The sequence below is a fragment of the Polynucleobacter sp. MWH-S4W17 genome (genome assembly GCF_018687535.1).
Taxonomy (GTDB): Bacteria; Pseudomonadota; Gammaproteobacteria; order Burkholderiales; family Burkholderiaceae; genus Polynucleobacter.
Window position 1 is genome coordinate 1,219,056 of sequence record NZ_CP061295.1, and the last position, 23,522, is coordinate 1,242,577.

Annotated in this window: 23 protein-coding genes; 9 read left to right on the forward strand and 14 right to left on the reverse strand. The window is 45.9% G+C overall.

Annotated features, from left to right (window positions below; genetic code table 11):
- Positions 1-49 precede the first annotated feature (49 nt).
- The 3 genes from C2755_RS06060 to purU all read left to right on the forward strand — a co-directional run bounded on the left by C2755_RS06060 (position 50) and on the right by purU (position 1,744).
- On the forward strand, positions 50-454 hold the full coding sequence (locus tag C2755_RS06060; protein WP_215320022.1) for a surface-adhesin E family protein: 405 nt from the start codon (positions 50-52) through the stop codon (positions 452-454).
- Positions 405-815, forward strand: a complete 411-nt coding sequence (locus C2755_RS06065) for a hypothetical protein (protein WP_215320024.1) — start codon at positions 405-407, stop codon at positions 813-815. The genes C2755_RS06060 and C2755_RS06065 overlap by 50 nt, the downstream gene beginning before the upstream one ends.
- 74 nt (positions 816-889) lie before the next feature.
- A complete protein-coding gene (gene purU, locus C2755_RS06070) occupies positions 890-1,744 on the forward strand; it encodes a formyltetrahydrofolate deformylase (protein ID WP_215320026.1) in 855 nt (284 codons plus the stop codon).
- 17 nt (positions 1,745-1,761) lie between these two features.
- On the opposite strand, the gene soxA is transcribed toward purU, so the two are convergent.
- Genes soxA through C2755_RS06100 form a run of 6 tightly spaced genes read right to left on the reverse strand, consistent with a single transcriptional unit; the run spans position 1,762 to position 6,499 of the window.
- Positions 1,762-2,502, reverse strand: coding sequence for a sulfur oxidation c-type cytochrome SoxA (soxA, locus tag C2755_RS06075; RefSeq protein ID WP_215320027.1), 741 nt, complete (start codon positions 2,500-2,502; stop codon positions 1,762-1,764).
- Positions 2,503-2,540: 38 nt separating this feature from the next.
- Entirely contained in the window at positions 2,541-2,870 is a 330-nt protein-coding gene (locus tag C2755_RS06080) for a thiosulfate oxidation carrier complex protein SoxZ (RefSeq protein ID WP_215320029.1), read from the reverse strand.
- Positions 2,867-3,343 carry a SoxY-related AACIE arm protein gene (locus tag C2755_RS06085; RefSeq protein ID WP_215320030.1) on the reverse strand — a complete coding sequence of 159 codons (477 nt, stop codon included), beginning with the start codon at positions 3,341-3,343 and terminating at the stop codon, positions 2,867-2,869. The genes C2755_RS06080 and C2755_RS06085 overlap by 4 nt, the downstream gene beginning before the upstream one ends.
- An 11-nt stretch (positions 3,344-3,354) precedes the next feature.
- A complete protein-coding gene (gene soxX / locus C2755_RS06090) occupies positions 3,355-3,795 on the reverse strand; it encodes a sulfur oxidation c-type cytochrome SoxX (protein ID WP_215320032.1) in 441 nt (146 codons plus the stop codon).
- Positions 3,796-3,822: 27 nt separating this feature from the next.
- Positions 3,823-6,039: a xanthine dehydrogenase family protein molybdopterin-binding subunit gene (locus C2755_RS06095; RefSeq protein WP_215320034.1), complete on the reverse strand. Its 2,217-nt coding sequence runs from the start codon at positions 6,037-6,039 to the stop codon at positions 3,823-3,825.
- Between the two features lie 10 nt (positions 6,040-6,049).
- Positions 6,050-6,499, reverse strand: a complete 450-nt coding sequence (locus C2755_RS06100; protein WP_215320036.1) for a (2Fe-2S)-binding protein — start codon at positions 6,497-6,499, stop codon at positions 6,050-6,052.
- 130 nt (positions 6,500-6,629) lie between these two features.
- On the opposite strand from C2755_RS06100, the gene C2755_RS06105 reads away from it, so the two are divergent.
- Both C2755_RS06105 and C2755_RS06110 read left to right on the forward strand, forming a co-directional pair.
- On the forward strand, positions 6,630-6,977 hold the full coding sequence (locus tag C2755_RS06105) for a CidA/LrgA family protein (protein ID WP_215320038.1): 348 nt from the start codon (positions 6,630-6,632) through the stop codon (positions 6,975-6,977).
- Positions 6,970-7,698 (forward strand): LrgB family protein, encoded by a 729-nt coding sequence (locus C2755_RS06110; protein WP_215320040.1) that lies wholly within the window; start codon positions 6,970-6,972, stop codon positions 7,696-7,698. Before C2755_RS06105 ends, C2755_RS06110 begins: the two co-directional genes overlap by 8 nt.
- Positions 7,699-7,722: 24 nt before the next feature.
- Here the strand turns inward: C2755_RS06110 and C2755_RS06115 are convergent, their stop codons facing one another.
- A complete protein-coding gene (locus C2755_RS06115; protein WP_215322321.1) occupies positions 7,723-9,063 on the reverse strand; it encodes an aspartate aminotransferase family protein in 1,341 nt (446 codons plus the stop codon).
- 89 nt (positions 9,064-9,152) lie between these two features.
- Here C2755_RS06115 and C2755_RS06120 point away from each other — a divergent pair, with 89 nt between their 5' ends.
- Together C2755_RS06120 and C2755_RS06125 are read left to right on the forward strand one after the other, a co-directional pair.
- Positions 9,153-10,133 carry a tripartite tricarboxylate transporter substrate binding protein gene (locus C2755_RS06120; protein ID WP_215320042.1) on the forward strand — a complete coding sequence of 327 codons (981 nt, stop codon included), beginning with the start codon at positions 9,153-9,155 and terminating at the stop codon, positions 10,131-10,133.
- A gap of 22 nt (positions 10,134-10,155) precedes the next feature.
- On the forward strand, positions 10,156-11,742 hold the full coding sequence (locus C2755_RS06125; RefSeq protein ID WP_215320043.1) for a gamma-glutamyltransferase family protein: 1,587 nt from the start codon (positions 10,156-10,158) through the stop codon (positions 11,740-11,742).
- A gap of 8 nt (positions 11,743-11,750) precedes the next feature.
- Here C2755_RS06125 and C2755_RS06130 read toward each other — a convergent pair whose 3' ends face one another.
- Genes C2755_RS06130 through C2755_RS06150 form a run of 5 tightly spaced genes read right to left on the reverse strand, consistent with a single transcriptional unit; the run spans position 11,751 to position 16,664 of the window.
- Positions 11,751-12,071, reverse strand: a complete 321-nt coding sequence (locus C2755_RS06130) for a type II toxin-antitoxin system PemK/MazF family toxin (RefSeq protein ID WP_215322322.1) — start codon at positions 12,069-12,071, stop codon at positions 11,751-11,753.
- A 5-nt stretch (positions 12,072-12,076) separates the two neighbouring features.
- Positions 12,077-12,367 (reverse strand): AbrB/MazE/SpoVT family DNA-binding domain-containing protein, encoded by a 291-nt coding sequence (locus tag C2755_RS06135; RefSeq protein WP_215320045.1) that lies wholly within the window; start codon positions 12,365-12,367, stop codon positions 12,077-12,079.
- A gap of 55 nt (positions 12,368-12,422) precedes the next feature.
- Positions 12,423-13,751, reverse strand: a complete 1,329-nt coding sequence (locus tag C2755_RS10430; RefSeq protein WP_215320047.1) for an ATP-dependent RecD-like DNA helicase — start codon at positions 13,749-13,751, stop codon at positions 12,423-12,425.
- A 52-nt stretch (positions 13,752-13,803) separates the two neighbouring features.
- Positions 13,804-15,357, reverse strand: a complete 1,554-nt coding sequence (locus tag C2755_RS06145; protein WP_215320049.1) for a sensor domain-containing diguanylate cyclase — start codon at positions 15,355-15,357, stop codon at positions 13,804-13,806.
- Entirely contained in the window at positions 15,354-16,664 is a 1,311-nt protein-coding gene (locus C2755_RS06150) for an HD-GYP domain-containing protein (RefSeq protein WP_215320051.1), read from the reverse strand. The genes C2755_RS06145 and C2755_RS06150 overlap by 4 nt, the downstream gene beginning before the upstream one ends.
- A 118-nt stretch (positions 16,665-16,782) precedes the next feature.
- Here C2755_RS06150 and C2755_RS06155 point away from each other — a divergent pair, with 118 nt between their 5' ends.
- Complete coding sequence (locus C2755_RS06155; RefSeq protein ID WP_215320053.1) at positions 16,783-17,796, forward strand: glycosyl hydrolase family 8; 1,014 nt, start codon at positions 16,783-16,785, stop codon at positions 17,794-17,796.
- A gap of 1 nt (position 17,797) precedes the next feature.
- Positions 17,798-19,342: a cellulose biosynthesis protein BcsG gene (bcsG, locus tag C2755_RS06160; RefSeq protein WP_215320055.1), complete on the forward strand. Its 1,545-nt coding sequence runs from the start codon at positions 17,798-17,800 to the stop codon at positions 19,340-19,342.
- Here bcsG and C2755_RS06165 read toward each other — a convergent pair.
- Positions 19,339-19,680 carry a tetratricopeptide repeat protein gene (locus C2755_RS06165; RefSeq protein ID WP_215320057.1) on the reverse strand — a complete coding sequence of 114 codons (342 nt, stop codon included), beginning with the start codon at positions 19,678-19,680 and terminating at the stop codon, positions 19,339-19,341. The genes bcsG and C2755_RS06165 overlap by 4 nt on opposite strands.
- A 58-nt stretch (positions 19,681-19,738) precedes the next feature.
- Positions 19,739-23,479 carry a cellulose synthase subunit BcsC-related outer membrane protein gene (locus C2755_RS06170; protein ID WP_215320059.1) on the reverse strand — a complete coding sequence of 1,247 codons (3,741 nt, stop codon included), beginning with the start codon at positions 23,477-23,479 and terminating at the stop codon, positions 19,739-19,741.
- Positions 23,480-23,522 lie beyond the last annotated feature (43 nt).

Genomic DNA, 23,522 nt, shown 5'->3' on the forward strand with positions numbered 1-23,522 from the left:
TGGCAGGTAAAATGTGATTATTGTGACCAGAAATTTTAAAGGGCCTTTCATGAAAAAATTATCTTCTCTGCTTGTTCTAGCCACCACCATAATTTGCTCTCCCAACGCATTTGCAGAATGGCAAGAGATCGGCAAACCTGATGCTTTCACTCTTTACGTAGACGCAGCTACGATTCAAAAGCAAGGCGATAAAGTACAAATTATGTCTTTATTAGATTTCAAAAAACCGGGACAAAATCCAAAAACTAAAGAGACTGCAAACTCCCTTATTGGCCTTAACGAATTTGATTGCAGCGCCACGAAGTATCGCCCTATCGAATTTAAAGTCTTTTCCGGGAATATGGGCAAAGGCAAAGTAGTAGAAGAACAAAAAACTCCAGATAGCTCTTTTGAGCCTATTGAGAATGGATCTTGGCCAGCCGGAGTCTTTAACGTTGCTTGCCGGACAAAGTAAAACAGGTTTATTAACGCTGAAAGCGATTGTCCTAGCCGTCTTAGGGATATCGGTTTTTTTTATTAGCGGATGCGCTGCGCCTTTAGCCGCTTTAAGTAGTTCCAGTACGGCAGCTGCCAGCGCTGTTGGAACTGCTGCTGTAGCCAATCCTGGAACAGCAGTTAGCCTTGCATCAACTGCAGCCACAGGCAAGTCTCCTTTGGAACACGCTGCATCTGCTGCTACCAAGAAGGAATGCAGCTTCTTTAATGTGATTGACTCAAAACCTATCTGCATTGAAGTTGTCCTGCCAACGATTACTGACAATAGCGAGCCTTTATTGGGTCCTGCGGATACGATTCAAAAATCCGCCCAGCAATAACTCTGCCACCCACCCCCAACCAGGGGATAACAGACTAAAATTACACCTTATAAGCAATCCACTAACAATTTCATATGATCACTGAAAACTATTACCTCACCCTCACCTGCCCCAATAAGCCTGGCATTGTTGCCGCGGTCTCTACTTACATATTTGAACTGGGGGGTGATATTGAAGAGGCTCAACAGTTTGATGACAAAGCGTCAAAGCGCTTTTTTATGCGCGTCAGCTTTAGCTGTCCTGCGAATGTAGAGTCGCTCAGAGCGGGCTTTGTGGAAATTGCAAAGCGTTTTGAGCTCACTTGGGAGCTACGTGCCGTAAAGGATCTTAAGCGCGTATTAATCATGGCTTCCAAGTTAGACCATTGCCTGGTTGACCTTCTCTATCGCTGGCGCATTGGTGAATTGCCAATGATCATCTGCGGTATCGTCTCTAATCATCCTCGTGACGTCTATGCCAGCATCGATTTTGCAGATATTCCCTTCTACCACTTACCAGTCACACCTGAAACCAAGCCGGCACAAGAAGCCAGGCTTCTAGAAATCGTTGCCGAGTCTAAGGTTGATATGGTGATTTTGGCGCGCTACATGCAAATCTTGTCCGATGATTTATCGACCAAGCTATCTGGCCGCTGTATTAACGTACATCATTCATTCCTACCTAGTTTTAAGGGTGCCAAGCCTTATCACCAAGCACATGCGCGCGGTATCAAACTGATTGGAGCTACCGCCCATTTTGTGACCAGCGATCTGGATGAAGGTCCGATCATCGAGCAAGACGTAACGCGCGTTACCCATGGCGATACACCAGATGATTTGGTACGAAAGGGTCGAGATTTAGAGCGCGCCGTCCTCTCAAGAGCTTTACGTTACTACCTACACGATCGCGTTCTTATTAATGGAGCGACTTCAGTAGTCTTTTCTGATTAACTGAGAAAGGATCTTTGCTACGGCCTCACTCCTGGAGATTCCAGGGGTAGACCTCTAGCTCGCCACATTAGAAACAACTCTAACTGCGCCATCTCTGGCGAACCATACTCAAATTGTTGTGCCCGTACACCGCTCATGCAGTTCCGTAGGCGCCTTTGTAATGACCCTAGGGTTTGCCACTCTAAGCGATATATCGGATAGGCATTGGGATGCCCTTGCGGTATCGGGCTGCCGCCAAGCTTTAGACCTGCTCTATCCTCATGACATTGCGCACAAGATAAATTGAGCTGCCCCATGCGCTCATTAAAAGTTTGCCTTCCCTTTTTTAAGAAAGATGCGTTAGCAGAGTTTTCATTAACTGCAATTGGCATGCCCTTGGACTGAAACGCAATAAAGGCAGTTAAGGCTAAGAGATCTTTGCTCTCGTAGACTAGGGCGGGAGCTGATTGAGCGCTGACGCGACACTGATTGATTTGACCTTCCAGTGTTTGAAGTTTGCCTTTGATGACTTTAGGATATTGCGTAGCTACACCACGCATGGATTTTTTTGCATCTCCATGACAGGTGCCACAAGAATTATTTTTTGGGCCAAGCTTTTGTTGCCACAGGCTTTCTCCATCACCAACCCAAAACATTGCTGGATTGAGTGAGGGGTCATCCTGCATCGCCTTGTTCTCGCCAGACATTAATTCATAACTAGATTGCTGTGATGGTGGCAGCGCTTTGGCTACCCCCATACATATGAAGTTAGCAAGCATGAGATAAATACTGCTAAGAAAAAGAGATGTCTGCTTATTCACGAAACAGTAATGTGAGACTGGTTTATCGCCTCGTACCCATCATCCCCAACCCATCTGAACTCCAGGGTTCCAGACTCAACAGCGATAGTAGTAAAGATGATCAAGGGATTAGCCCCAATCCCTGAATAGAAATCCGCTTTAAAGACTTCCACAGTGTTGTAGGTGCAGGTAAAGGTACGAATGATGTCGCGCGGAATGGGCTTACCGCCCTCGCTATATCGAAAACCAGATTCCATATCATGCTGCGCAATTGCGCGAATCTCAATAATGGAATCTTTTTTTGCCGTCGCCGGCATCGTAATGGATGTACGGGAAGTTTTACTCATACCATCTCCGTACATGCTGAAAGGGTTACCAAAGTTTCAGCAGAACCTTGCCAAAAACTACCATTACTCATTTGCGCAATAGCCCATACCTTCTGACTATCAGCTAAACGGACGCGAGTCGTAATATTGGCAGTTCCTGAGCGAGGGGTAAGGTACGCAGTAAAGATATTGGGCAAAGGATTGCCCTCGGCAATCACATATATGGTCTTAACGTAATCATTGGCAGTCATTGGACTATCTACGCTGACCTTCAAAACCACTAGATTGCCGTTCTCCACCAGCGGAGGAATAGTTAGAGTAACCTTACCCTCCCGAAGAGTGGCGCCACCAACAATTTTTTTAATGGCTTCATTTGCATCCTCTTTTTTAGCAAAGGCTGTTAAAGGACTCGCTAGCAAGCCAAGGGTCATCAGTCCAAGACCCTGAATCTGCTTAAGCCATTTTCGGCGATGCTGGTAAATAATATTTTTCATCTTGGTTACAGTTAGTTTTGATTATTCAAAGTCATTAAGAAAGCAATCACGTCTTCGATCTCTTGGCCACTCAATATGGTTTGATCAACAAATTTAGAGGCTACACGATTGAGATGGCTTGTTTGATAGTAGGCTGGCATGATCGTTTGTGGATTGAAATGCGCTGCATTTACGATACGGGCTCTTAATTGAGGTGCATTTAACCTCGCTACGCTTGACTTTAGTTCGGGAGCTAAGTTCCCTTGAAAGCGTTCTTCCGGAAAGGGGCCGCTATGACACAACAAACACAAGCCCTTTTGACGACTTGCCACGATTACCCTGCCACGGGCTGGATTGCCTACCTCAGAAGAAAGGGATTCGAAAATCGAATCCCCCGTAATTACTTGAGCATGCACAGCATTCAGATTGAGGATGACTAGCCATAAAAACGCTAGTGCAATCCTCTTTCTCATCGACACAACTTCACTGTGAGCTAGCTCTTAAACCAACTTGATGCCGCTATTTTTCAAAGGCACGGTGCGCAAGCGTTTACCTGTCGCACGATAAATGGCATTGAGAACAGCTGGTGCAGCCACCGCAATCGTTGGTTCGCCTACCCCACCCCAGTCTTTGCCACCGCCTTGAATGATGATGGTTTCGACTTTCGGCATCTGATAGAGGCGGATTGAGTTAAAGGTATCAAAGTTCTTCTGAACAACAGCACCATTTTCAATCGTGATCTCTTCTTCGAATAAAGCGGATAGGCCGAAGACAAAGGAGCCGGACACTTGACGGGCAATTTGCGCAGGGTTTACTGCGTAGCCCGGATCGGTAGCAGCAACAATGCGATGAATCTTCACTTCATTGCCGTTCTTAACCGATAGCTCACAGGCTGCAGCAACATAACTACCGAATGAGCGCATTTGCGCAACCCCACGATATACGCCTGGGGCAGCTGGCTTGGTCCAACCGATACCATCAGCTACCGCATTCAATACTGCAACTGCACGTGGATATTTTTCCATATGTTTGCGACGGAACTCTACTGCATCCATGCCGGTTGCTTCAGCCAACTCATCCATAAACGTTTCAATAAAGATTGCGTTTTGGTTGACGTTCACACCACGCCAGAATCCTGGTGGCACGTGAGTATTACGCATCGCATGATCAATAGTGATATTAGGGAAGCTGTAAGTAATACCATGCTCCCCGCTGTCCTCAAGACCCTGGAAGGTCAAAGGATCTTTACCTTTGTTTGCGGCAACTACCGCCGGACGCACCGCAGCCAAAATAGATTGACCTGATAGGCGCATATTAATACCAGTGACGTTTTGCTTGTCATCGATTGCTGCAGTCATCTTACACATCATGATGGGATGGTAGCGACCCTGGGTCATATCCTCTTCACGAGTCCAAATCAACTTAATAGGAGTGCCTGGCATTTGCTTGGCAATATTGACCGCTTGTGTTGTGTAATCCTGGAAAGCGCCACGACGACCAAAGCCACCACCAAGGTTTACCTTATAAACATTACATTTTTCCGCAGGAAGTCCAGATGCAGCAATAACAGCTGCCAATGAAGCTTCACCGTCTTGAGTTGGAACCCAAGCCTCACAAGAGTCGGCAGTCCACTTTGCAGTCGCTGTTTGCGGCTCTAAGGTGGCATGATTTAAGAATGGGTAGAAATAAGTAGCTTCTAATTTCTTAGATGCACCAGACATCGCTGCTTTGACATCACCATTAGTGTTATGTACAAAAGCATCATCAGCGTTCAAACCCTCTTCCAACATCTTCTTAATAGAAGCGCTGGAGACGTTGGCGTTGGACCTACTATCCCAAACGATATTCACTTGGTCTAAAGCGGTTTTAGCCTGCCAAAATGTTTCAGCGACAACTGCTACCGCTGAGTCACCGACCTGAACTACTTTCTTCACGCCTCTCATACTCTGCGCTTTAGCTGCATCGTAGCTTTTCACTTTGCCGCCAAATACTGGGGACTCTTTAATATTAGCTACCAGCATGCCTGGCATCTTCAAGTCAATTGCATAGACCTGTCGACCAGTCACCTTGTCAGAAACACCGTCGATACGATTGACAGGCTTACCAATCAAGGTCCATTCTTTGGGATCCTTCAATGGGACGTCTTTTGGCACTTCCAACTGTGATGCTGCTACAGATACTTTACCGAAAGTCGTTTTTTTGCCAGACGGTGTATGGGTAATCACGCTATCTTTTGCAACGCATTCAGAAGCAGGAACATTCCACTGGTTGGCTGCAGCCTGAATCAACATCATGCGCGCAGCAGCTCCACCCTTACGAACATATTGTTCAGAGGTGCGAATACCGCGACTGCCACCAGTTGAGTAGCTGCCCCATGCCAGCTTACGCTTTAAATTCTCGCCAGGTGATGGATAGTCATAAGACACTTTTTTCCAATCGCATTGCAATTCTTCTGCAACTAACTGCGCTAAACCTGTGATCGTGCCCTGCCCCATTTCGGAACGAACAATGCGCACGACAACATCATCATTTGGCTTTACTACCACCCAAATACCAATTTCTGGGGTAGCTAATGGCGTCATAGCAGTGGTGCCAGTGCCCATGGCTGCATTTGCAGCAGACATGAAAGAGAGATCGAGCCCAATGGCTAAGCCAGTGGCAATTGCACTAGAGCCAATAACAAAATGGCGACGGGAAGTATTTGTATTTGCAGTCATGTCTTTCCCCTTAAGCCTTGCTAGCAGCATGAATCGCTGCGCGCACTTGCTGGAATGTGCCACAGCGGCAGATATTAGTAATGGATTCATCGATCTGCGCATCGGTAGGCTTTGGATTATTTCTTAACAAGGCTGTGGTTGCCATCACCATGCCAGACTGACAGTAACCGCACTGAGGCACTTGATTATCTACCCACGCTTTTTGAACTTTAGAAAGCTGACCGCTCTTCTCCAAGCTTTCAATGGTCTCAATTTTTTTACCTTCAGCTGCACTTACAGGAATTGAGCAACTACGAATAGCCTGACCCTCGAATAACACTGTGCATGCGCCGCATTGACCCACTCCACATCCGTACTTAGTGCCGGTTAATCCAACCTGTTCGCGGATTACCCAAAGCAATGGGGTTTCTGGATCTACGTCCACCTTGTATTTTTTGCCATTGACATTCAATTCAGCCATGAGTGCTCTCCTATAAATTCTTTTTATGGTGTCAGGGGTGAGTTCATTACCCCTTCTTATCGTGTGCTTATCTTAACTAAGAATTAATATATTGCTATGCAACATAAATTAATGGGCAGTAAGATAAAGCATGATTTTTGGTCTCGTACAAATCCTTCTCTTTCAAAGCTTGGGCGAACTCGTTTCTAAGTTCCTTTTGCCAACGCTACCTGGTCCTGTCATTGGATTGGTTCTCCTAGTACTGTGGCTTGTTTTGCGCAAGGGGATTAATTCCGAGTTAGCCATAGTGGCTGATGGTTTTAGTCAATACCTTGGGCTTCTCTTTGTTCCAGCCGCTGTTGGCGTGGTGCTTTTCCTGCCGCAACTCAAGGCAAATGCATGGGCCATTATTAGCGCCCTCATTGGTAGCGTTATCCTCACCATTGCCTCTAGCGCGTTAGTCGCTCGTTTATTGAGCAAGAAAGAATCTCATGAGTGAAAAGCACTCCATCGTCGAGATTTGGGTTTACTTATCAGGTAGCCCGCTTTTTGCCTTGTTCATTACGCTGGCGGCTTATCAAATTGGCCTCAGTATTTATAAGGCCAGTCATCAGAATCCATTAGCCAATCCAGTAGCAATTGCCATTTTGATTGTGGCAAGCACGATTCAATTTATTGAAATGCCCTACTCGACTTATTTTGAGGGCGCTCAGTTTATTCACTTTCTATTGGGATCGGCGACGGTATCTTTAGCCATTCCCATCTACAGAGGATTGGGCAGTCTTAAGGGGAGATCACTCCCCTTGATTGCTTCGCTCTGCACAGGCGGTTTGGTGTCAATCATTAGTGCGGTAGGTATTGCTACTGCGCTTGGGGCAGACTCCAGCATCACTGGTGCCATGTATCCAAAATCTGTTACCGCACCAATTGCCATGGGTATCGCAGAGCGTATTGGCGTCTCACCTACCTTGACAGCCATCTTTGCAGTAAGTACCGGAATACTAGGCGCTATTTTGGCACCCTTTGTATTGAATGCATTGGGTATGAAAGCTTGGTGGCAAAGAGGTTTTGCCATTGGCATCGGTGCACATGGCATCGGCACATCACGTGCGTTTAGCATTCACCCTGAAGCGGGAACATATGCCAGTCTAGCGATGGGCATGAATGGCGTTGTCAGTGCAGTGGCGATTCCTGTGATCTATCACTTGTTTAACAAGTGATAGATCTCTGTTTCTTTAATCCGCTTATTTAATCTGCATCGCTACATCAATAGCATCGCCTAACACGCTACACATAAACTCGAGCTCTTCAGGCTTAGAGATAAATGGAGGCCCTACGGCAATAGCGTCACCCGCCACCCTTACTAAAGTGCCTCTTTCAATACAGGCCTCCAGCACCTTCATGGAACGAAGACCCGGCTTCCCAGGGACAGGGTCAAGTTCAACAGCCCCAGATAAACCAAAGTTACGAATATCCAAAATGCCAGACTTACCTTTAAGGGCATGAAGTCCATCCTCTAAAACAGGTTCAAGGGCTCTAGCCCGATTGACCAAATCATCAGACTCGAAGATATCGAGTACTGCATGGCCTGCAGCTGCTGGGATTGGATGCCCTGAATAGGTATAGCCATGGAAAAATTCAATTGCTTGCTCTTGACCACCATTCGAAATAATGTTGTCGTAAATATCTCCACGCACAATCACACCACCCATTGGAATCACGCCATTCGTAATCCCTTTAGCAAAAGTAATCATGTCGGGTGTCACACCAAAACGATCTGCACCGAAGTTTGCGCCTAAGCGCCCAAAGCCAGTAATCACCTCATCAAAGATCAGCAAAATACCGTGCTTAGTACAGATCTCACGAATCTTTTGTAAATAGTCATCCGGTGGGACTATGACTCCGGTTGACCCTTGCACAGGTTCCATGATGACAGCAGCAATCGTATTGGCATCATGAAGAGCAACAATCTTTTCTAACTCTTCTGCCAAATGGGCACCCCACTTTGGCTGTCCCCTTGAGAATGCCATCTGCGAGAGATTTAACGTATGTGGCAAATGATCTACACCGGGCATCATCATGCTGGCAAACATTTTGCGATTGGAGACCATGCCGCCTACGGATATACCGGCGATACCAACACCGTGATAAGCGCGATCTCGACCAATCAGTCGAATACGGGATGCATTACCCATTACTCGGTGATAACCAATGGCGATCTTCAATGCAGTATCAACCGCCTCAGAACCAGAGTTGGTGAAAAATACTTTATCCAGCCCCTCCGGCGCCATCTTCGCAATTCGACTAGCTAAGCTAAAAGTTGTTTCACTGGCCATCTGAAATGCAGGGCAATAGTCCATGGTTTCAAACTGCTTTTGAATCGCTGCACCAATACGTGGATCAGCATGCCCCAATGGGGAGCACCATAGCCCAGATAAACCATCAAACAGCTTACGACCCTGATCATCAAAGTAGTAAGCTCCCTTGGCAGACTGCATGATCTTCGGATGGTGCTGAAAGTAGCGGTTTGGTGTGAAAGGCAGCCAATAGGCTGACATATCAATTCCGCTGGTTGTTTTGTTCATTGATGTCATGCGTTTCTCTATTTGATCTTTTTAAAACTAGATTCTGAATTTCCAATACTATATTACTCATCTCACTATCGGATCATTAAATGCGCTATTTCAAATCCCTCATCCTTGGCTCCTTAGGACTTTTGACTTTAAGTAACTTGGCTCTTGCCGCCCCCGATACAGATTGGCCTAAAAAACCGATTGTTGCGATTGTGTCTTTTCCTGCAGGCGGATCTACCGATATCTTTGCGCGTAGTGTGACGGCACCATTAGCAGAAGCATTGGGACAATCCATCGTTGTGGAGAACAAGCCGGGCGCTGGCGGTATGATTGGCTTACAAGCTGGCGCTAAAGCTGCTCCTGATGGCTACACTATCAACATTAGCGCGCTGACAAATCAATCGATTTCTTCAGCCTTATTTAAAAATCCACCGGCTGACTTACAAAAAGATTTTGTTCCAGTGGCATTAATTGGAACAATTCCCCATTTAATTGTGGTGAACCCCAGCGTTCCAGCAAAAAACCTTCCCGAACTCATCGCCTTTATTAAATCTAAAAAGGGTGACTTTAATTACGCATCGCAAGGTAATGGCAGCCTCTCCCACTTAGAGTCCACTTTGTTTATGCAACGTATCGGCGCAACAGGAACCCATATTCCTTATAAGGGCAGCAGCTTTGCTTTGCCTGATTTGATTGCGGGCAACACCCTCATGATGTTTGACAGCGTAACAGCTTCATTGCCCCATATTCAGAGTGGCAAGCTACGCCCGATTGCTATCGCCGCAGCAGAACGCTCTCCTTTAATGCCCAATGTTCCCACTCTCGGACAAGATGGCCTGAAGCAGTTTGATGTGGAAAACTTTTATGCGGTTTATGTTCCCAAGGGAACATCTCCACTGATCATTGCAAAATTAGAAAAAGAAATCCGTAAGATTCTTACGAATCCAGATTTCAAAGCGCGTATGGCAGCCCAAGGTATTCATCCTCAGTTTGCAAACTCCGAAAAATTGTCTGAAATTACTGCAAGCGAAGCTAGTAAATGGGAGAAGGTAGTAAAGTCAGCGAATGTTAAAGTTGATTAAGTCGTTAAATAGATAAGTCCTTATGTTGATATCCCCTCCTTTTGGTAGTCGCGCCCCTGTTTTAGCTAAAAACACCGTTGCGAGCTCTCAACCACTGGCTACTCAAGCTGGCATTGAAGCTCTACAAAGTGGCGGCAACGCAGTGGATGCGGCACTTGCAACTGCAATCACGCTCACAGTTGTTGAACCTACGATGAATGGCATAGGCGGAGATGGCTTTGCAATCCTTTGGGATGGTAAGAAATTACATGGCTTAAATGCTTCTGGCCGAGCCCCTGCAGCGTGGAAGCCGTTGTATTTTTCCGGCAAAGAGGCTATGGATTTAATTGGTTGGAATACAGTTACTGTCCCAGGCATGGTTGCTGGCTGGATCGAACTCTCCAGAAAGTTTGGCAAGCTGCCCTTTGCGCAATTGTTTAAACGCGCGATCGATTATGCGGAAAATGGTTTTCCAGTTTCACCTGTCATCGCCCGTCAATGGCGTGAAGCTATTCCAATCCTTAAAAACCAACCTGGTTTTGTAGAATCATTTTTAATTGATGGTAAAGCACCTCAAGCGGGACAAATCTGGAAATACTCCGCACAAGCCAAAACTCTCAAAGAAATTGCCGCTACAGAAGGCGACTCTTTTTATAAAGGCCCCCTTGCACAGAGTATGGTGGATTTTGCGCAAGCTACTGGTGGTTGCTTCACTATGCAAGACTTCGCCGATAACCAGCCGGAGTGGGTCGAGCCTTTAGCTTTCGATTATGGTGATTACACTCTTCATGAAATTCCGCCAAATGGATCTGGTATCGCCGCTCAAATTGCCCTAGGTATTTTGCAGGCAGCTAATGTGAAGCAGTACCCCGCCAACTCAGCGCAACGGATTCATTTACAAATTGAAGCAATGCGGATGGCGTTTGCTGATGTTTATGCCTACGTTTCAGATGCACGCTCTATGCAAATGCCGGTGAGCTCTCTTTTAAATAGAGATTACTTAGCTAATCGTGCAGCCATGATTGATCACAACATGGCTGGGAGCTATGGACCTGGAGACCCACACTCAGGCGGTACTGTTTACTTATGTGCCGCCGATGAATCCGGCATGATGATTTCTTATATTCAATCCAACTTCAAAGGCTTTGGCTCTGGAGTAGTCGCCCCAGGTGGCATTGCTTTTCATAATCGTGGCATGAGCTTCCGATTAGAAGATGGGCACCCCAATCAAGTTGCTCCAGGTAAGCGCCCTTTCCACACCATTCTTCCCGCCTTCCTCACTAAGGATGGCAAACCTACTATGGCATTTGGTGTGATGGGCGGCAATATGCAGCCGCAGGGTCATATTCAATTCGTGATGCGCTTTGTAGATGAATACCTTAATCCACAAGCCTGTTCTGATGCGCCACGTTGGCGTATTGATGATGTAGGCAAGCTCACTGTGGAAGCGGCAATGCCCCAGAGCGTGGTTGATGGATTGAAAGCGCTAGGACATGAGGTTGCTGTACAACCAGCAAACAGCTTGGACTTTGGCAGTGCGCAAGCAATTGCCAAACTCTCAGAAGATGCCGACTCTGCTTTTATTGCTGGCAGTGATCACCGTAGAGATGGATTGGCGGCAGGCTTCTAATAAAGAAGCTAAATAGCAAAAGCCTCTTGTAGCACGCCAAGACTGGCAGATAGGGTTTTTGGATTGCTCTTGCCCACTTTCTTGACCAAGCGCGCTTTATCAACAGCTCTGATTTGATCTAAAAGAATCAGCCCCTTCTTGCCATCGTGCGTAATGGGTACCCGAAAGCCCGCAGGTCTACCCTTGCTAGTCATAGGCGCAACAATGATGGTACGCAAATGATCATTTAAATCTTGAGGTGATACCACAATACAAGGAAGTGTTTTTTTAATTTCACTTCCGATCGTAGGATCTAAATTGATAAGCCAAATTTCTCCACGAGAAACAATGCTCTTTACCAAGCCCAATCTCCATTATCTTCGTTTGCAAAATCTCCAAGCACCAAATTATCCTCGCCAACCTTAGCAAGGCTTTGGGCATCTTGAGCCCAATGCTCTCTCACAGTATTTTTGGGCTTACTTAGAATAATTTTTTCTCCGTCGACCGACATCTCAACAATCTCCTTTAATCCAGATTGATCAAGAATAATCTTTGGGATAACCACGCCTTTAGAGTTGCCAATAGCTCGAATAGCTACCTGTAGTGGTGCTCTAGTTTTAGCATTAGATTTATGGCTCTTATTCATAGTAATAACAATGTTTTTACATTACTCGGCAGACGTCAAATAAGGGAATATATCCCTACTTGGACGGCAAGCAATTTAGATAGAAGCGCTTGATCTCCTGATCGCAACTGACATCTCTGGGCTCAATCGGCCTCTGTAAAGAAATGCCTTCAATCGTTTTACAACGGCTTAGGGCAACATAGACTTGTCCTGAGGCAAATGCACCTGACGATAGGTCAACCTTAACTTTATCGAGGGTTTTGCCCTGGCTCTTATGAATCGTTACAGCCCAAGCCAGCATGAGCGGTATCTGAACATAAGTGCCGATGATGCTGGGAGATATCTTTCCTGACATCATGTCGTGATCGTAACGATAAGACTCCCACTGATGGCCTGTTACCTCTACCGTATTTGCGTAAGGCCCGTTTTGCACCATCACCTTCACCTTATCTGGCAGTAACTCACGCACTACACCGATCGTACCGTTGACCCAGCGCTTAGGAAATCCAGGATCCGTTGCAGTGAACATCACTTTGGCGCCAACCTTAAGTACTAAATTATTAGGTGACGGTAGGTTACGCTCATCAATATTAAATTTTCCAGTCGACGAACCTGAGTAGACTTTGCCCTCAACGGAAATTGCCCGCAAGCCTGCTCCATTTATTTGATCTGCTCGTGCATTCGTAGTGGTCAGAGTGATGGTCTGCTCATCTATCTCGACATCCTTCCGATAGCACTGGGCATTCAGAGTATCAAGAGCCTCATCAATGTCATGATTAATCCGAATGCGATTTAATAAGCCTGCGAAGTGCTCATCCTTTTGACGGAAGATCTTAGAGAGCTCAACCATAGTGACGTCTTTGCGATGCAAGGCCATAGCGCAAAAGAAATAAGGTCCTTCGTAACCACGCTCTGCTAGGACTTGCATATCAGAACTAGAGACTACTGGTGGCAGCTGGAATAAATCCCCCACAAACATTACCTGAATGCCGCCAAAGGGCTTGCCTTTTTGCGGACCGTTCTCGCGCAGAAACAAATCCATTGCGTCCACGACATCCGCACGCACCATCGAGATCTCATCAATGATGAGTAAGCGGATATCTTTATAAAGACGCTTGTCGCGCAGGGGCTTAATATCTTCTTCTGGAAAAATGAGTCGTGGAGGCAACCTAAAAAAGGAATGAATGGTCACTCCTTTAACCTGGAGCGCGGCAACCCCTGTTGGTGCAACTACTACAACGTTACCGGGAATGGTTTCTCGTAAGTAGCCGATGAGGGTCGTTTTTCCAGTGCCTGCTTTACCGCTAACGAAGATGTAAGGATCGTGACGCTCAATAGCCTCAATTACCGCTTGGTAATCGGGGGTAATTTCAATTTCGGAGGAATCTACAACAGGATTAGTCATTCCCTATTGTTTCATGCAATGAAATAGTGCCAGACAAAATACAGGTCTAGACTCAACTAATATCCTTAAAAACTGATTTAAGCACTTTCTCGCTAAATACCTGAATGGTATTTCGACCGCTAGATTTAGCCTCGTACATCGCCATATCGGCATTGTTCATCAAATCAGACTCATTAGATCCATGATCAGGATATAGGGCCACTCCAATACTTGCGCTTGTGCTTACAGGAACGCCGTCGGCCGTCATCGGCAACATCAGAGAGGATCGAATTTTTTCAGCAACCATCAAGGCATTCTTCTCATCACCAACACCCGGCAAGAGCACAATAAATTCATCCCCTCCGAGACGAGCTACGGTATCAGTATCTCGTAAACAGGTTCGTATTCTTTCGGCAACCTGCACCAGGACTGCATCTCCCACGAGATGGCCGTAGACATCATTAATCGTTTTAAGATTATCTAAATCAATAAAAAGAAGCGCTAATTCAGTTTGGTTGCGCTTGCAATTGGCCAGGGAATAAGAAAGGCGGTCAGAGAATAAGGTTCTATTGGGCAGCCTGGTAAGAACATCGTGATGCGCACGATATTGATTCTCAGCATTGCGCCGATAAGTCCTCAGCAGAAAAAAAGTTCCAATAAATAAAATGATGATGCTCAAAATGGTAGCGATTAATCCACCTGTCGCATTCTTATACCAGTTGGCCAAATACAAAGTCTCAGGGACTACGGCCCCAACAATGAATGGATATCCGGTAACTTTTCTGTAGGAAATCATACGCTCGACCGGGGACGTATTTTGCCGAGTAAAGCCGGTCTTGGATGTAAAGATCACACCATTACCTTCTGCTGCAGCGCCTAAAGATTGGTCAATCAAGGTGTTGGTATTTACCTTGCCAATGAATTTGTCGACAAAGGGCCATCGAGTCAACAAAGTTTTATCATCACGGTAGAGGGTAATGGCGGCACCGTCGCCCAAACTGGAGCCTAATCGCTCATAGAGAACAGAAAAGACCTCAACAGAGACGCCTACCAAGATGATGCCTAGAAACTCATCGTGCGCACCATTGACGCGCCTAGCTAAGTAAAAAACCCATTTACCGTTCCCCTTATTCTGGACGGGAGCGCTATAGAAGGTCTCAAGATCATTGTGGCTCTTTAAGTAGACAAAATAGTCTCGATCCGCCAGATTAATTTCAGGCGCAGGGTAAGAGCGAGAAAAATTAAGCACTTTACCGTCATTAGCCACAAAGGTAGTGACATCTAAAATGGAATTCGATTTTGTCTTTTCGTCTAGCAGCTCAAACTGATTTTTATTGGAAGTGAACTTGCGATAGCTTTTCTCATCTTTAATTTTTGCTGCATAAACCACATCATCAATACTATTTAAAACAGTATTAGCAGAAAAAATAATCTGCGAAGTGTGCTCGGCCAATATTAATGTCAAGGTGGCAAGTTGATCCGCGCGATCTTCGGTTGTATTGCGGCGTAGCAAATACCCTGAAATTACCGCATTGATAATGAAGATGATTGCCAAAATAATAGAGGCGCCCAAAATAAGGCGAGAGTTGCGGCGAACATTGGAGCTCGGCTCAAAACTAATCGTCATTTAAGGTCTCCGTATAACTCAGAGATTCTCAAAAAATTGTCTTTTTCCTGGATGAATGCTTCGACAATACTCGGGTCAAAGCGCCCTCCTTTTAATCTAATAATTTCCAAGCAAGCTTCTTCGTGAGACCACTTCTTTTTATACACCCGTTCATTAACCAAAGCATCATAGGTATCGGCCAAGGACATCAGTCTGGCTGGTAAAGGAATTTCCTCGCCCTTTAGCCCCAGTGGATAACCTGAACCATCCCAATTCTCATGGTGCCCCCCAGCAATCTTAATGGCAGCATCCAAGACATGGGTGTTCTTTGCATCTTTGAGTTTGGCAGCGCTGAGAACATCTTTGCCCAAATTGGCATGGGTTCTCATGGTTTGCCACTCATCGTCGGTCAGGGATCCCGCCTTTTTTAAGATTTCATCGGGGATTCCGACTTTCCCAATATCGTGTAGTGGTGCAGCCTTCACGATATTCTCTATTGCTTTTAGAGTTAGCTCATCTGCATAGGCCCCACTTGACCTCAATCTTTCAGCTAAAGCACGCACATAGTTTTTAGTGCGCAGAATATGATTACCGGTTTCGTTATCCCTCACCATGGATAGTGCATTTAGGCTATTGAGCATCCCATCCTCAATGGCATGCGAGCTCCTGCGATATTCATGCCAGAGCTTTTCGAGGTAATAATTGGTAATTAATATGCAAATCGTGACAATACAGAGTATTGCCGTTATCCGCATTACAAAGGCTAAGCCGCCTTCTTGATAAAGCGTGCCGGGGTGAGTCGCTTCATCTAGTGCTAAAAGCGATCGAATGATGCGGGCACCAAGCTGGAAAAACTCAACCCCAAGCAATAATTTAATTTGATAAGCGTTATCTTTTTTTAATAGCTGACTTAAAGATGTAATTTGCCAAACACAAAAGATACTGAGCGCAAAATTCATCAAATGAATACGGTCTTGTGTTTCTCCAAAAAAGTGCAAATAAACGTATATTAAGGAGGCGCTTACAAATATAGCGAGAGCAACCATTCTGCTCGACTTCATTAATGCGCCATTCCAAACGCTGAACAATAATGAAATGTTGGCGACGCCTGCAATGAGGAAGATATTGGCCAAGGCCAACACCATCTTGCCAGCCCATGGAGCGATTGCATAACCCAACATGGAGGCCGCTAAAAAGCTCAGACCTATTGGCCAATAGATAGCCCTAAATTGAGCACGATCGTCATCCCGGTTTGCCAAGAAACGGCCCATCAAGCCGACTAGGACGATAAATATGGCAAAGTAAAAAGTTTGATTTGCTAACTGCATGAAATATCTAAATAAATTAGGCCAATTAAATGCCGGTAATACATAATGTACCCTATTAGTCAGTATTACTAATCATAATCAATTGCCAGTCTATCGTTCACCTAAATTCAATCCCTCAATGACCTGGCGCACCCTTCTCCGGTTTTGGCTTTTGAGTATTGCTCTTGTATTGCACTCTCCAGCGCATGCTGTTGCTAGTGAAGACTGGGCTCAATTTAAATCTGCATTTATTGAAAATGGCCGAGTGATCGATGTCGGCCAGAATGGTATTAGCCATACCGAGGGTCAAGGGATGGCATTGCTGCTTGCAGTACAGAATAATGACCCAAGCTCCTTTGCTCAAATCTGGACTTGGACACAACACAATCTTCAAGTACGTGACGATAAATTGTTTGCTTGGAGCTGGTCTCCAATGGTGGGCATTAATGATCTCAACAATGCCAGCGATGGTGACTTGTTTATTGCCTGGGCTTTATCGCGAGCATATAAAAAATGGAATGAGCCCAGTTATCTGTTTGCAGCCATTCAAGTCAGTCAATCTATTAGAGCTAAGCTTTTACGTAAAACTAGCAAAGGAACAGTTTTACTTCCTGGAGCAATGGGCTTTGAAAAGCCTGAAGGCCTGAAACTTAACCTCTCCTACTGGGTCTTCCCCGCTATTGCCGATCTCGCTTTGCTTGACCCCGCGCCGGAATGGGAAGAATTAAGGGAAACAGGCTTACAACTCATTCAAGAAGCCCGCTTTGGTAAATGGCAACTACCACCCGACTGGTTGCAATTGGAGGGCGAGAATATCAGCCCTGTGGATGGCGATCAATTTGGATACAACGCTGTTCGTATACCTCTTTATCTGATCTGGGGACAGCAAGCCAATCCCGCCTCGATTAAGCCCTTCCAAAACTTCTGGGGTCCCTTTGCTGGAAAACCGCTCTTACCAGCTTGGGTAAACGTGAATACCGGTGAAATGGCAACGTACAATGCATCGGCAGGCTTTTATAGTATTGCAGCCATAACGCTTGCTTACCCCATTGTAGATTCAACCCCATTGCCCAGCTATAAACCGTCCCAAGGCTATTACTCTTCTATGCTTTCTTTATTTACCAACATGGCTTTAGAGGATCTCAAAAAGTAATATGGGAATTTGGAATTTCTATTTCATTATCAAAATAATCCTGTTCTATACAGGCTATATTCATTTCCATGTTTTTGTTAATGCTGCTTTTGCGTTATTTCTGATTTTTTCCCATGCTAATCCGACCTTGCTACGAATTCGCAAATGGGTAGCACTGCCTATTGCTATTGTTATTCTGTATTTTGATAGCCCGCTGCCACCCCTGCGAAATATCATTCCTAAAATAAGCCAGTTACTCGATTTTAGTTATCAGTACTACCTTGAACTCTTAACCCGAATTTTTGATTGGCGAGTAATTGCCATCTTGTTGGGTCTCTATATTGTTTACTTCCTTCTTTCGAAGAAGATCAGAATGACCACCATTGCGTCATTAGCAATCATGAGCACCCTGCTTCCATTGGGGGCTACTATGCCTTCCTTAGCATACGATGCTGATGGCCAAGTCATTGGCCTGCCCAGCGATACAGCACTCACTGAATCGCTTGATGGCTTCTTTATTGAAGAAGCATCTCGCACCGCCTTCAACCGCTCACAAAAAGCCAGCGGTGCTCCGTTTGATGTCTTGGTCATTAATGTCTGCTCCCTGGCTTGGGACGACCTTAAATACATCAAAGAAGAGAACAATCCGCTGTTCCAACGCTTCCACTATTTGTTTACTAGCTTTAATTCGGCCTCTTCTTATAGCGGGCCATCGATTATTCGCTTATTGCGCGGTAGTCGTGGACAACAGGACCAACGCGATTTATACAAGCCTGCCGTTGAAGATTCCCTGTTATTTAACAATCTCAATAAAACAGGCTTCCAAGTTCAATTGGCCTTAAATCATGATGGTAAGTACGGCGACCTCCTGAAAGAGATCCGAAATGAAGGCGGTATGTCTGCCCCGCTGTTCGATAACACGCAAGCTACCCCTTATTTAAGAGGTTTTGATGGCTCGCAAATTTATGATGACTACTCCGTGCTATCCAATTGGTGGGATGCCCGTATGAAGTCCCCTAATGAACGGGTCGCCCTTTTCTACAATACGATCTCATTGCATGATGGCAATCGTGCGCTGGATGGTGGCAAACAAGAAAACAGTGTCGAGACCTACTCTCGCAGAGCACGTAAATTATTGAGTGATATTGATCGCTTTTATGCCAAGGTCAATAGCTCTGGCCGACAAGTGGTGATTGTGTTCATCCCTGAGCATGGTGCAGCGATTCGTAGAAACAAAAATGAGATCGTGGGTATGCGTGAAATCCCAAGCCCTAACGTGACAAATATTCCTGTGGGAGTCATGTTTACTGGTAAAGCAGATGCGCCGGTCAAGACAAATATCATCGAACAGCCGGCTAGCTACCTGGCTGCTTCCGACTTAATCTCCAAGTTTGTAGGCAAAGCACCTTTTGGCGCCAATAGTCCAAGTGCAGAGATTTATCTAAAAAACCTGCCGAGCACACGTTTTGTGGCTGAGAATGAAGATTCAGTGATTATGAAGTTTGGAGCCTCGTACTATTTCCGCTCCAACGATATCAATTGGAATCTATTCGAAACCAATAACTAAGGCTTCGACTTGGCTGTAGACTCCGGCCATAGCGCAGGAATATCTACCACTTTATCAGTGCCGACTGAATTACCAAGTACATCCAAGTAAACAACCTCGCCATTGATTTCAATGGGAATCTTTTCTTGAGCAATCTTTCGAACTGCTTCTAAGTTAGCCTTAATGTCAGGGCTATGCGGATTTAAGCGATATGCTCTCTCCAGCAGGATGACTGCAGTAGAGATATCTTGCTCCTTCAACGCATAAAGTGCACGTTCATTGAGTTCTCCGGGAAGATAGGGATCAAACTCAGGGGCACCACTCAAGGGCTGAGCACTCAGCATTGAGGATGCGACCATACCTATCACCATAAGCAAAATAGAGGATGAGATAGATTTGTTCATTATCTAAAATTCATTAAAAGCGGGACGTCGGGATTACCGGCTGCGTCTGCAAAGGTACAGGGTTTGGCGCAGTACCATCCAGCGCAATCCGGACGTACAGCACAAAACTATTTGGAGCATAGTAAGGCGAACGCTCTAACTTTAAGCGATTGCCAACAAAGACTGATGGTGTGACTTGATATTCCCAAGCTGCTAAGAAAGAATAGGCGCTACCAGGTCCAGAGCTTCCTGAATACGTGGCGTTATTGGAGGCAGCTTGATATTCTGAATTGGTAGGAAAGTATGGTGCTGCATCGGTACGTGACCAGTTGGTTGAAACCGAACCACCAACAACATAGGAGAAACGCGCAAAACGCTGCGAGTAATTTAAAGGGAGTGTTACAGAGCGATAGCTTTGCGGGCTGTAATAGCCACCCTGACCATAGGTAAACTCTCCGGCATTTCTTTTAAAGCCCCAGAGCATGCCCGTGAGACCGCTAGAGAGCTGACGATCAGTTTCATTGACGATACGCCAGTTCAGACCGGCCATAAATTGATTGTCACTATTGCTCTGCACATTGGTACCCGTCAGGCTGCGCGCGCGATAGTAAGTCCATCCGCCCAAGGTGCCACCCTGATCCAGGCTCAAGCCAACCGTTCCACCAGTCGCAACCATACCGCCCCAGACGGAACCGGTCACAGGATCACGAGTACCGGCATATGAAAGCAAAGTACTGGTCATGGGGCGGCGCGCCAATTCCAAAGAGATGCCAACAGGACCCGCATCCAGCTTCTGCTTCACTCCACCAATCCAATTTTGGGTCAGGAAGCCTAATGGGGTTGTACCAATATCCGCCTTAAAGTTTTGCTTCTCATAGCCAATGTTGAGAGCAGTGCCTGATGCTGATTGATTTGAGTAACCAGTTGGGCATTTTCCGGGGCCAGTTCCACCACCACAAACGGTAGCCATAGTGCCAAAAGTACTTACTTGATATGCGTTACCAGCATCAATGGTGCCTGCATTAATATTGACCTGGTCTGCGCGGAATGTCATCCTTTCGTCTGCGCGCATTGGCATCTTCCACTCCAGTGGAATCTCCGTAGCACGGTAATAAGACTGTCCTGGGGTGCCATTGAGAGATAAATAGTCGACAGCTGAATCAAGCCAATTAGTGCGCATCTCTATCATGTCGGCCATCTGTTTATATTGATATGCACTTCCTGATGGAACGGCCGATGGCTCCAGAATGGGTGGTTCAATCTGGAATACAGAAACTCGGGACGAGCTTGTTACTGGCTTGAGTGTAGACAGACTGTGGTAACTAGAGAGTGGCACTGGAGATTGAACAAGGGCGCGTTGTTCAATATCGATCGCCTTATCCAAATACCCCTCTCTTCTTTGGATCTGACTATCCAAATACATCATCTTGTAGTTATTAGGCGCCACAGAAATCAGCGGTTGTAGCTTTTGTTTGGCAACTTGAATATCACCGGAGCGAATGTATTGACCAATCGCCCTAAGCTCTGCCGCCTCTTGAAGATCGGCATAATCTTGTTTTTGCCCTGGGCTTAACTTTTGATTTGAGACCAGCGCCATCTCCTGTTGGAATGCTTCTAGCTGGTCGTTATTAAGGAGAAAGTTGGCATAACGCAAATGCCATTCAACTGAAAGATTGGGGGTTCCCTGCTCTATCTTCTGAAAAAGAGCGTTGGCTTGCTCCACTTTTCCGATTTTGCCCCACATCAACGCAACCAAGGAAGAAAGATCGGGATCGTTGGATACTTCATCCTCAAGCACGCTTAGTTGGGCGATAGCCTTATCATGATTTTCCTGGGCATTGAGTCTATTTATCTGAGTTAGCTGTAAATCAACCCAAACGCCTCTTTGGAAGCGTGTAATTTTAGGGGTACGTTCAGACGCTGGAATACTTTCCAAGACTTTGAGGGCTGGTTGATTTTGATCTAGGCCAGATAAGTACAAAGCATAAGCATACAAACCTTCAATACTATTAGGATGCGTTTTTAGAAAGGCATCAAATATTGCAATACCTTCTTTAGGACGGTGCAGCTTTGCATATAAACGCGCTAAATCTAGGCGCAGCCAAATCTCATCCTTGTCAAGCGCTACTGCCTGCTTCAAAAGCACAATGGCTTTTTGGATCTCGCCCGCCGCTAGCGCTTGGCGAATATCAAAATCGAGTCTTATCTGAGTCAATTTCAACTTATCGCTTGGTGATAGCTGGGCTTTGGCAAGCTGCTGTAATACTGGATCTAGCTCATCATCACGCTGTAAGCGATTAAGAACATTGGCATACGTTAAGCGAAGAGATATTGCATCAGAAGAGGGTTTAGCCAGTGCGCTGCGCATCAGGCTTAAAGCTTCCTCAGTTTTATCCGCACCTAATAAGAATAGGACATTCGCATTGGTCATCTCGGGATCATTGGGAGCAAGTCGTAAGCCCTCTTTCATTACAGCCAAACCTTTGTCGACTGAGCCCAGGCCCTCATAAACTCCAGCCAGCTGAAATCGTAACCAAGGATTGAGTGGATCAAGCTTTAGCGCGCTCTGGAGATAGGGAATAGCTGCCTCACTCTGCCCCTTATTTACTAAATCATCTGCCTGTGAACTCAAAATCTTGACACGCAAATAATCGTATCCCTTACCAGCAGAGGTGCTTGCAGGTGCCTGCGCATTAATTAATGCCAGCGCCTCATCGCGTCTGCCGTTATTAATTAATAGCTGAACCAATCCCCTTAAAGCAATGCCGTTATCGGATTCGATCGCCAAAGCCTCACGAAATTCCTTCTCTGCTTCTTTGTTATTTCCTCGTTCAGCTTCAATAGTGCCAAATACAGCAAACCCCTCTGCACCCTGCGGCTCCAACTGAATGGCTGCACGGATTTTCTCCATCGCTAACGGGTAGTTCTTCTTATCCCGGGCATCTTCAGCCTGATGAATTTGACCCCAGTACTGACTGGTGGATATCAGGCTCTTCCACTTGCCACTGTTTTCAGGATTGAGGGCTAAGGCTTTCTGATAGTAAGCAACAGCTTCTTGATAATTGCCTTGCCTCATCCGAATTAAGCCCATGCCACCTAATGCCAAATAATCTTTTGGCCTAGCCTTCAGGGTATCCATGAGTGGCGCTTCTGCACCTACAATATCTCCCTTATCCAGTAGGTCTAAACCAACCTGACGACGTCTAAGTAAAGGATCGCTTGCAATGCGTTTACGCTCTTCAAGCGCATCCCTCTCCATAATCCAACGACCGGTTATTTCTTGGTTATGGGGGTCTAACTTTAGATACTGCTCATAAAGTGGAATGAGTTCGGGGCCAATCTCTTGAGCATTGAGAACCTCTCGCCATACTTGAAGCACTCGCTGCTTATCTACTTTGCGGACTTTGTATGTTGCAGCTAAATTCTGAAACGCAAGATCACGAGTCTCTCGCTTTGAACCTAATAAGACATCTAAAGCTAAGCTGTACTGCAAGTTTTTTGGGTCAGATTGAACCAAACCCTCTAACCCCGAACGTGCCTCATTCCATCCACCTGGCAAGCTAGCGATAATTTTGTAATAGCCAACCGCTAGATCACCCGCAGGTGGCCCATTCGGGAACCTCTCTTTTAGAAGGGTATTGGCCTCGGCTGGCTTGCCACTTTTTTGAAGAATGGTGGCCTGAGTTAGCGCCCTTCTGGCCTCTGCAATCTCTTTTCTGCTGAGGGTTGCTTCTGAAGCGTAGACAAGCTCCACCATCCCAGCTGAAGCGAGCATTGCAATACTGAAGCAGAGATGAAGGGCTTTTATTTTCAAAGAG

What these genes read in the sequence shown, in the direction of transcription:
- C2755_RS06060 (WP_215320022.1), top strand. Translation starts at nt 50, where the DNA reads ATGAAAAAATTATCTTCTCTGCTTGTTCTAGCCACCACCATAATTTGC.
- C2755_RS06065 (WP_215320024.1), top strand. Translation starts at nt 405, where the DNA reads ATGGATCTTGGCCAGCCGGAGTCTTTAACGTTGCTTGCCGGACAAAGT.
- purU (WP_215320026.1), top strand. Translation starts at nt 890, where the DNA reads ATGATCACTGAAAACTATTACCTCACCCTCACCTGCCCCAATAAGCCT.
- soxA (WP_215320027.1), bottom strand. Translation starts at nt 2,502, where the DNA reads ATGCTTGCTAACTTCATATGTATGGGGGTAGCCAAAGCGCTGCCACCA.
- C2755_RS06080 (WP_215320029.1), bottom strand. Translation starts at nt 2,870, where the DNA reads ATGAGTAAAACTTCCCGTACATCCATTACGATGCCGGCGACGGCAAAA.
- C2755_RS06085 (WP_215320030.1), bottom strand. Translation starts at nt 3,343, where the DNA reads ATGAAAAATATTATTTACCAGCATCGCCGAAAATGGCTTAAGCAGATT.
- soxX (WP_215320032.1), bottom strand. Translation starts at nt 3,795, where the DNA reads ATGAGAAAGAGGATTGCACTAGCGTTTTTATGGCTAGTCATCCTCAAT.
- C2755_RS06095 (WP_215320034.1), bottom strand. Translation starts at nt 6,039, where the DNA reads ATGACTGCAAATACAAATACTTCCCGTCGCCATTTTGTTATTGGCTCT.
- C2755_RS06100 (WP_215320036.1), bottom strand. Translation starts at nt 6,499, where the DNA reads ATGGCTGAATTGAATGTCAATGGCAAAAAATACAAGGTGGACGTAGAT.
- C2755_RS06105 (WP_215320038.1), top strand. Translation starts at nt 6,630, where the DNA reads ATGATTTTTGGTCTCGTACAAATCCTTCTCTTTCAAAGCTTGGGCGAA.
- C2755_RS06110 (WP_215320040.1), top strand. Translation starts at nt 6,970, where the DNA reads ATGAGTGAAAAGCACTCCATCGTCGAGATTTGGGTTTACTTATCAGGT.
- C2755_RS06115 (WP_215322321.1), bottom strand. Translation starts at nt 9,063, where the DNA reads ATGAACAAAACAACCAGCGGAATTGATATGTCAGCCTATTGGCTGCCT.
- C2755_RS06120 (WP_215320042.1), top strand. Translation starts at nt 9,153, where the DNA reads ATGCGCTATTTCAAATCCCTCATCCTTGGCTCCTTAGGACTTTTGACT.
- C2755_RS06125 (WP_215320043.1), top strand. Translation starts at nt 10,156, where the DNA reads ATGTTGATATCCCCTCCTTTTGGTAGTCGCGCCCCTGTTTTAGCTAAA.
- C2755_RS06135 (WP_215320045.1), bottom strand. Translation starts at nt 12,367, where the DNA reads ATGAATAAGAGCCATAAATCTAATGCTAAAACTAGAGCACCACTACAG.
- C2755_RS10430 (WP_215320047.1), bottom strand. Translation starts at nt 13,751, where the DNA reads ATGACTAATCCTGTTGTAGATTCCTCCGAAATTGAAATTACCCCCGAT.
- C2755_RS06145 (WP_215320049.1), bottom strand. Translation starts at nt 15,357, where the DNA reads ATGACGATTAGTTTTGAGCCGAGCTCCAATGTTCGCCGCAACTCTCGC.
- C2755_RS06150 (WP_215320051.1), bottom strand. Translation starts at nt 16,664, where the DNA reads ATGCAGTTAGCAAATCAAACTTTTTACTTTGCCATATTTATCGTCCTA.
- C2755_RS06155 (WP_215320053.1), top strand. Translation starts at nt 16,783, where the DNA reads ATGACCTGGCGCACCCTTCTCCGGTTTTGGCTTTTGAGTATTGCTCTT.
- bcsG (WP_215320055.1), top strand. Translation starts at nt 17,798, where the DNA reads ATGGGAATTTGGAATTTCTATTTCATTATCAAAATAATCCTGTTCTAT.
- C2755_RS06165 (WP_215320057.1), bottom strand. Translation starts at nt 19,680, where the DNA reads ATGGTCGCATCCTCAATGCTGAGTGCTCAGCCCTTGAGTGGTGCCCCT.
- C2755_RS06170 (WP_215320059.1), bottom strand. Translation starts at nt 23,479, where the DNA reads ATGCTCGCTTCAGCTGGGATGGTGGAGCTTGTCTACGCTTCAGAAGCA.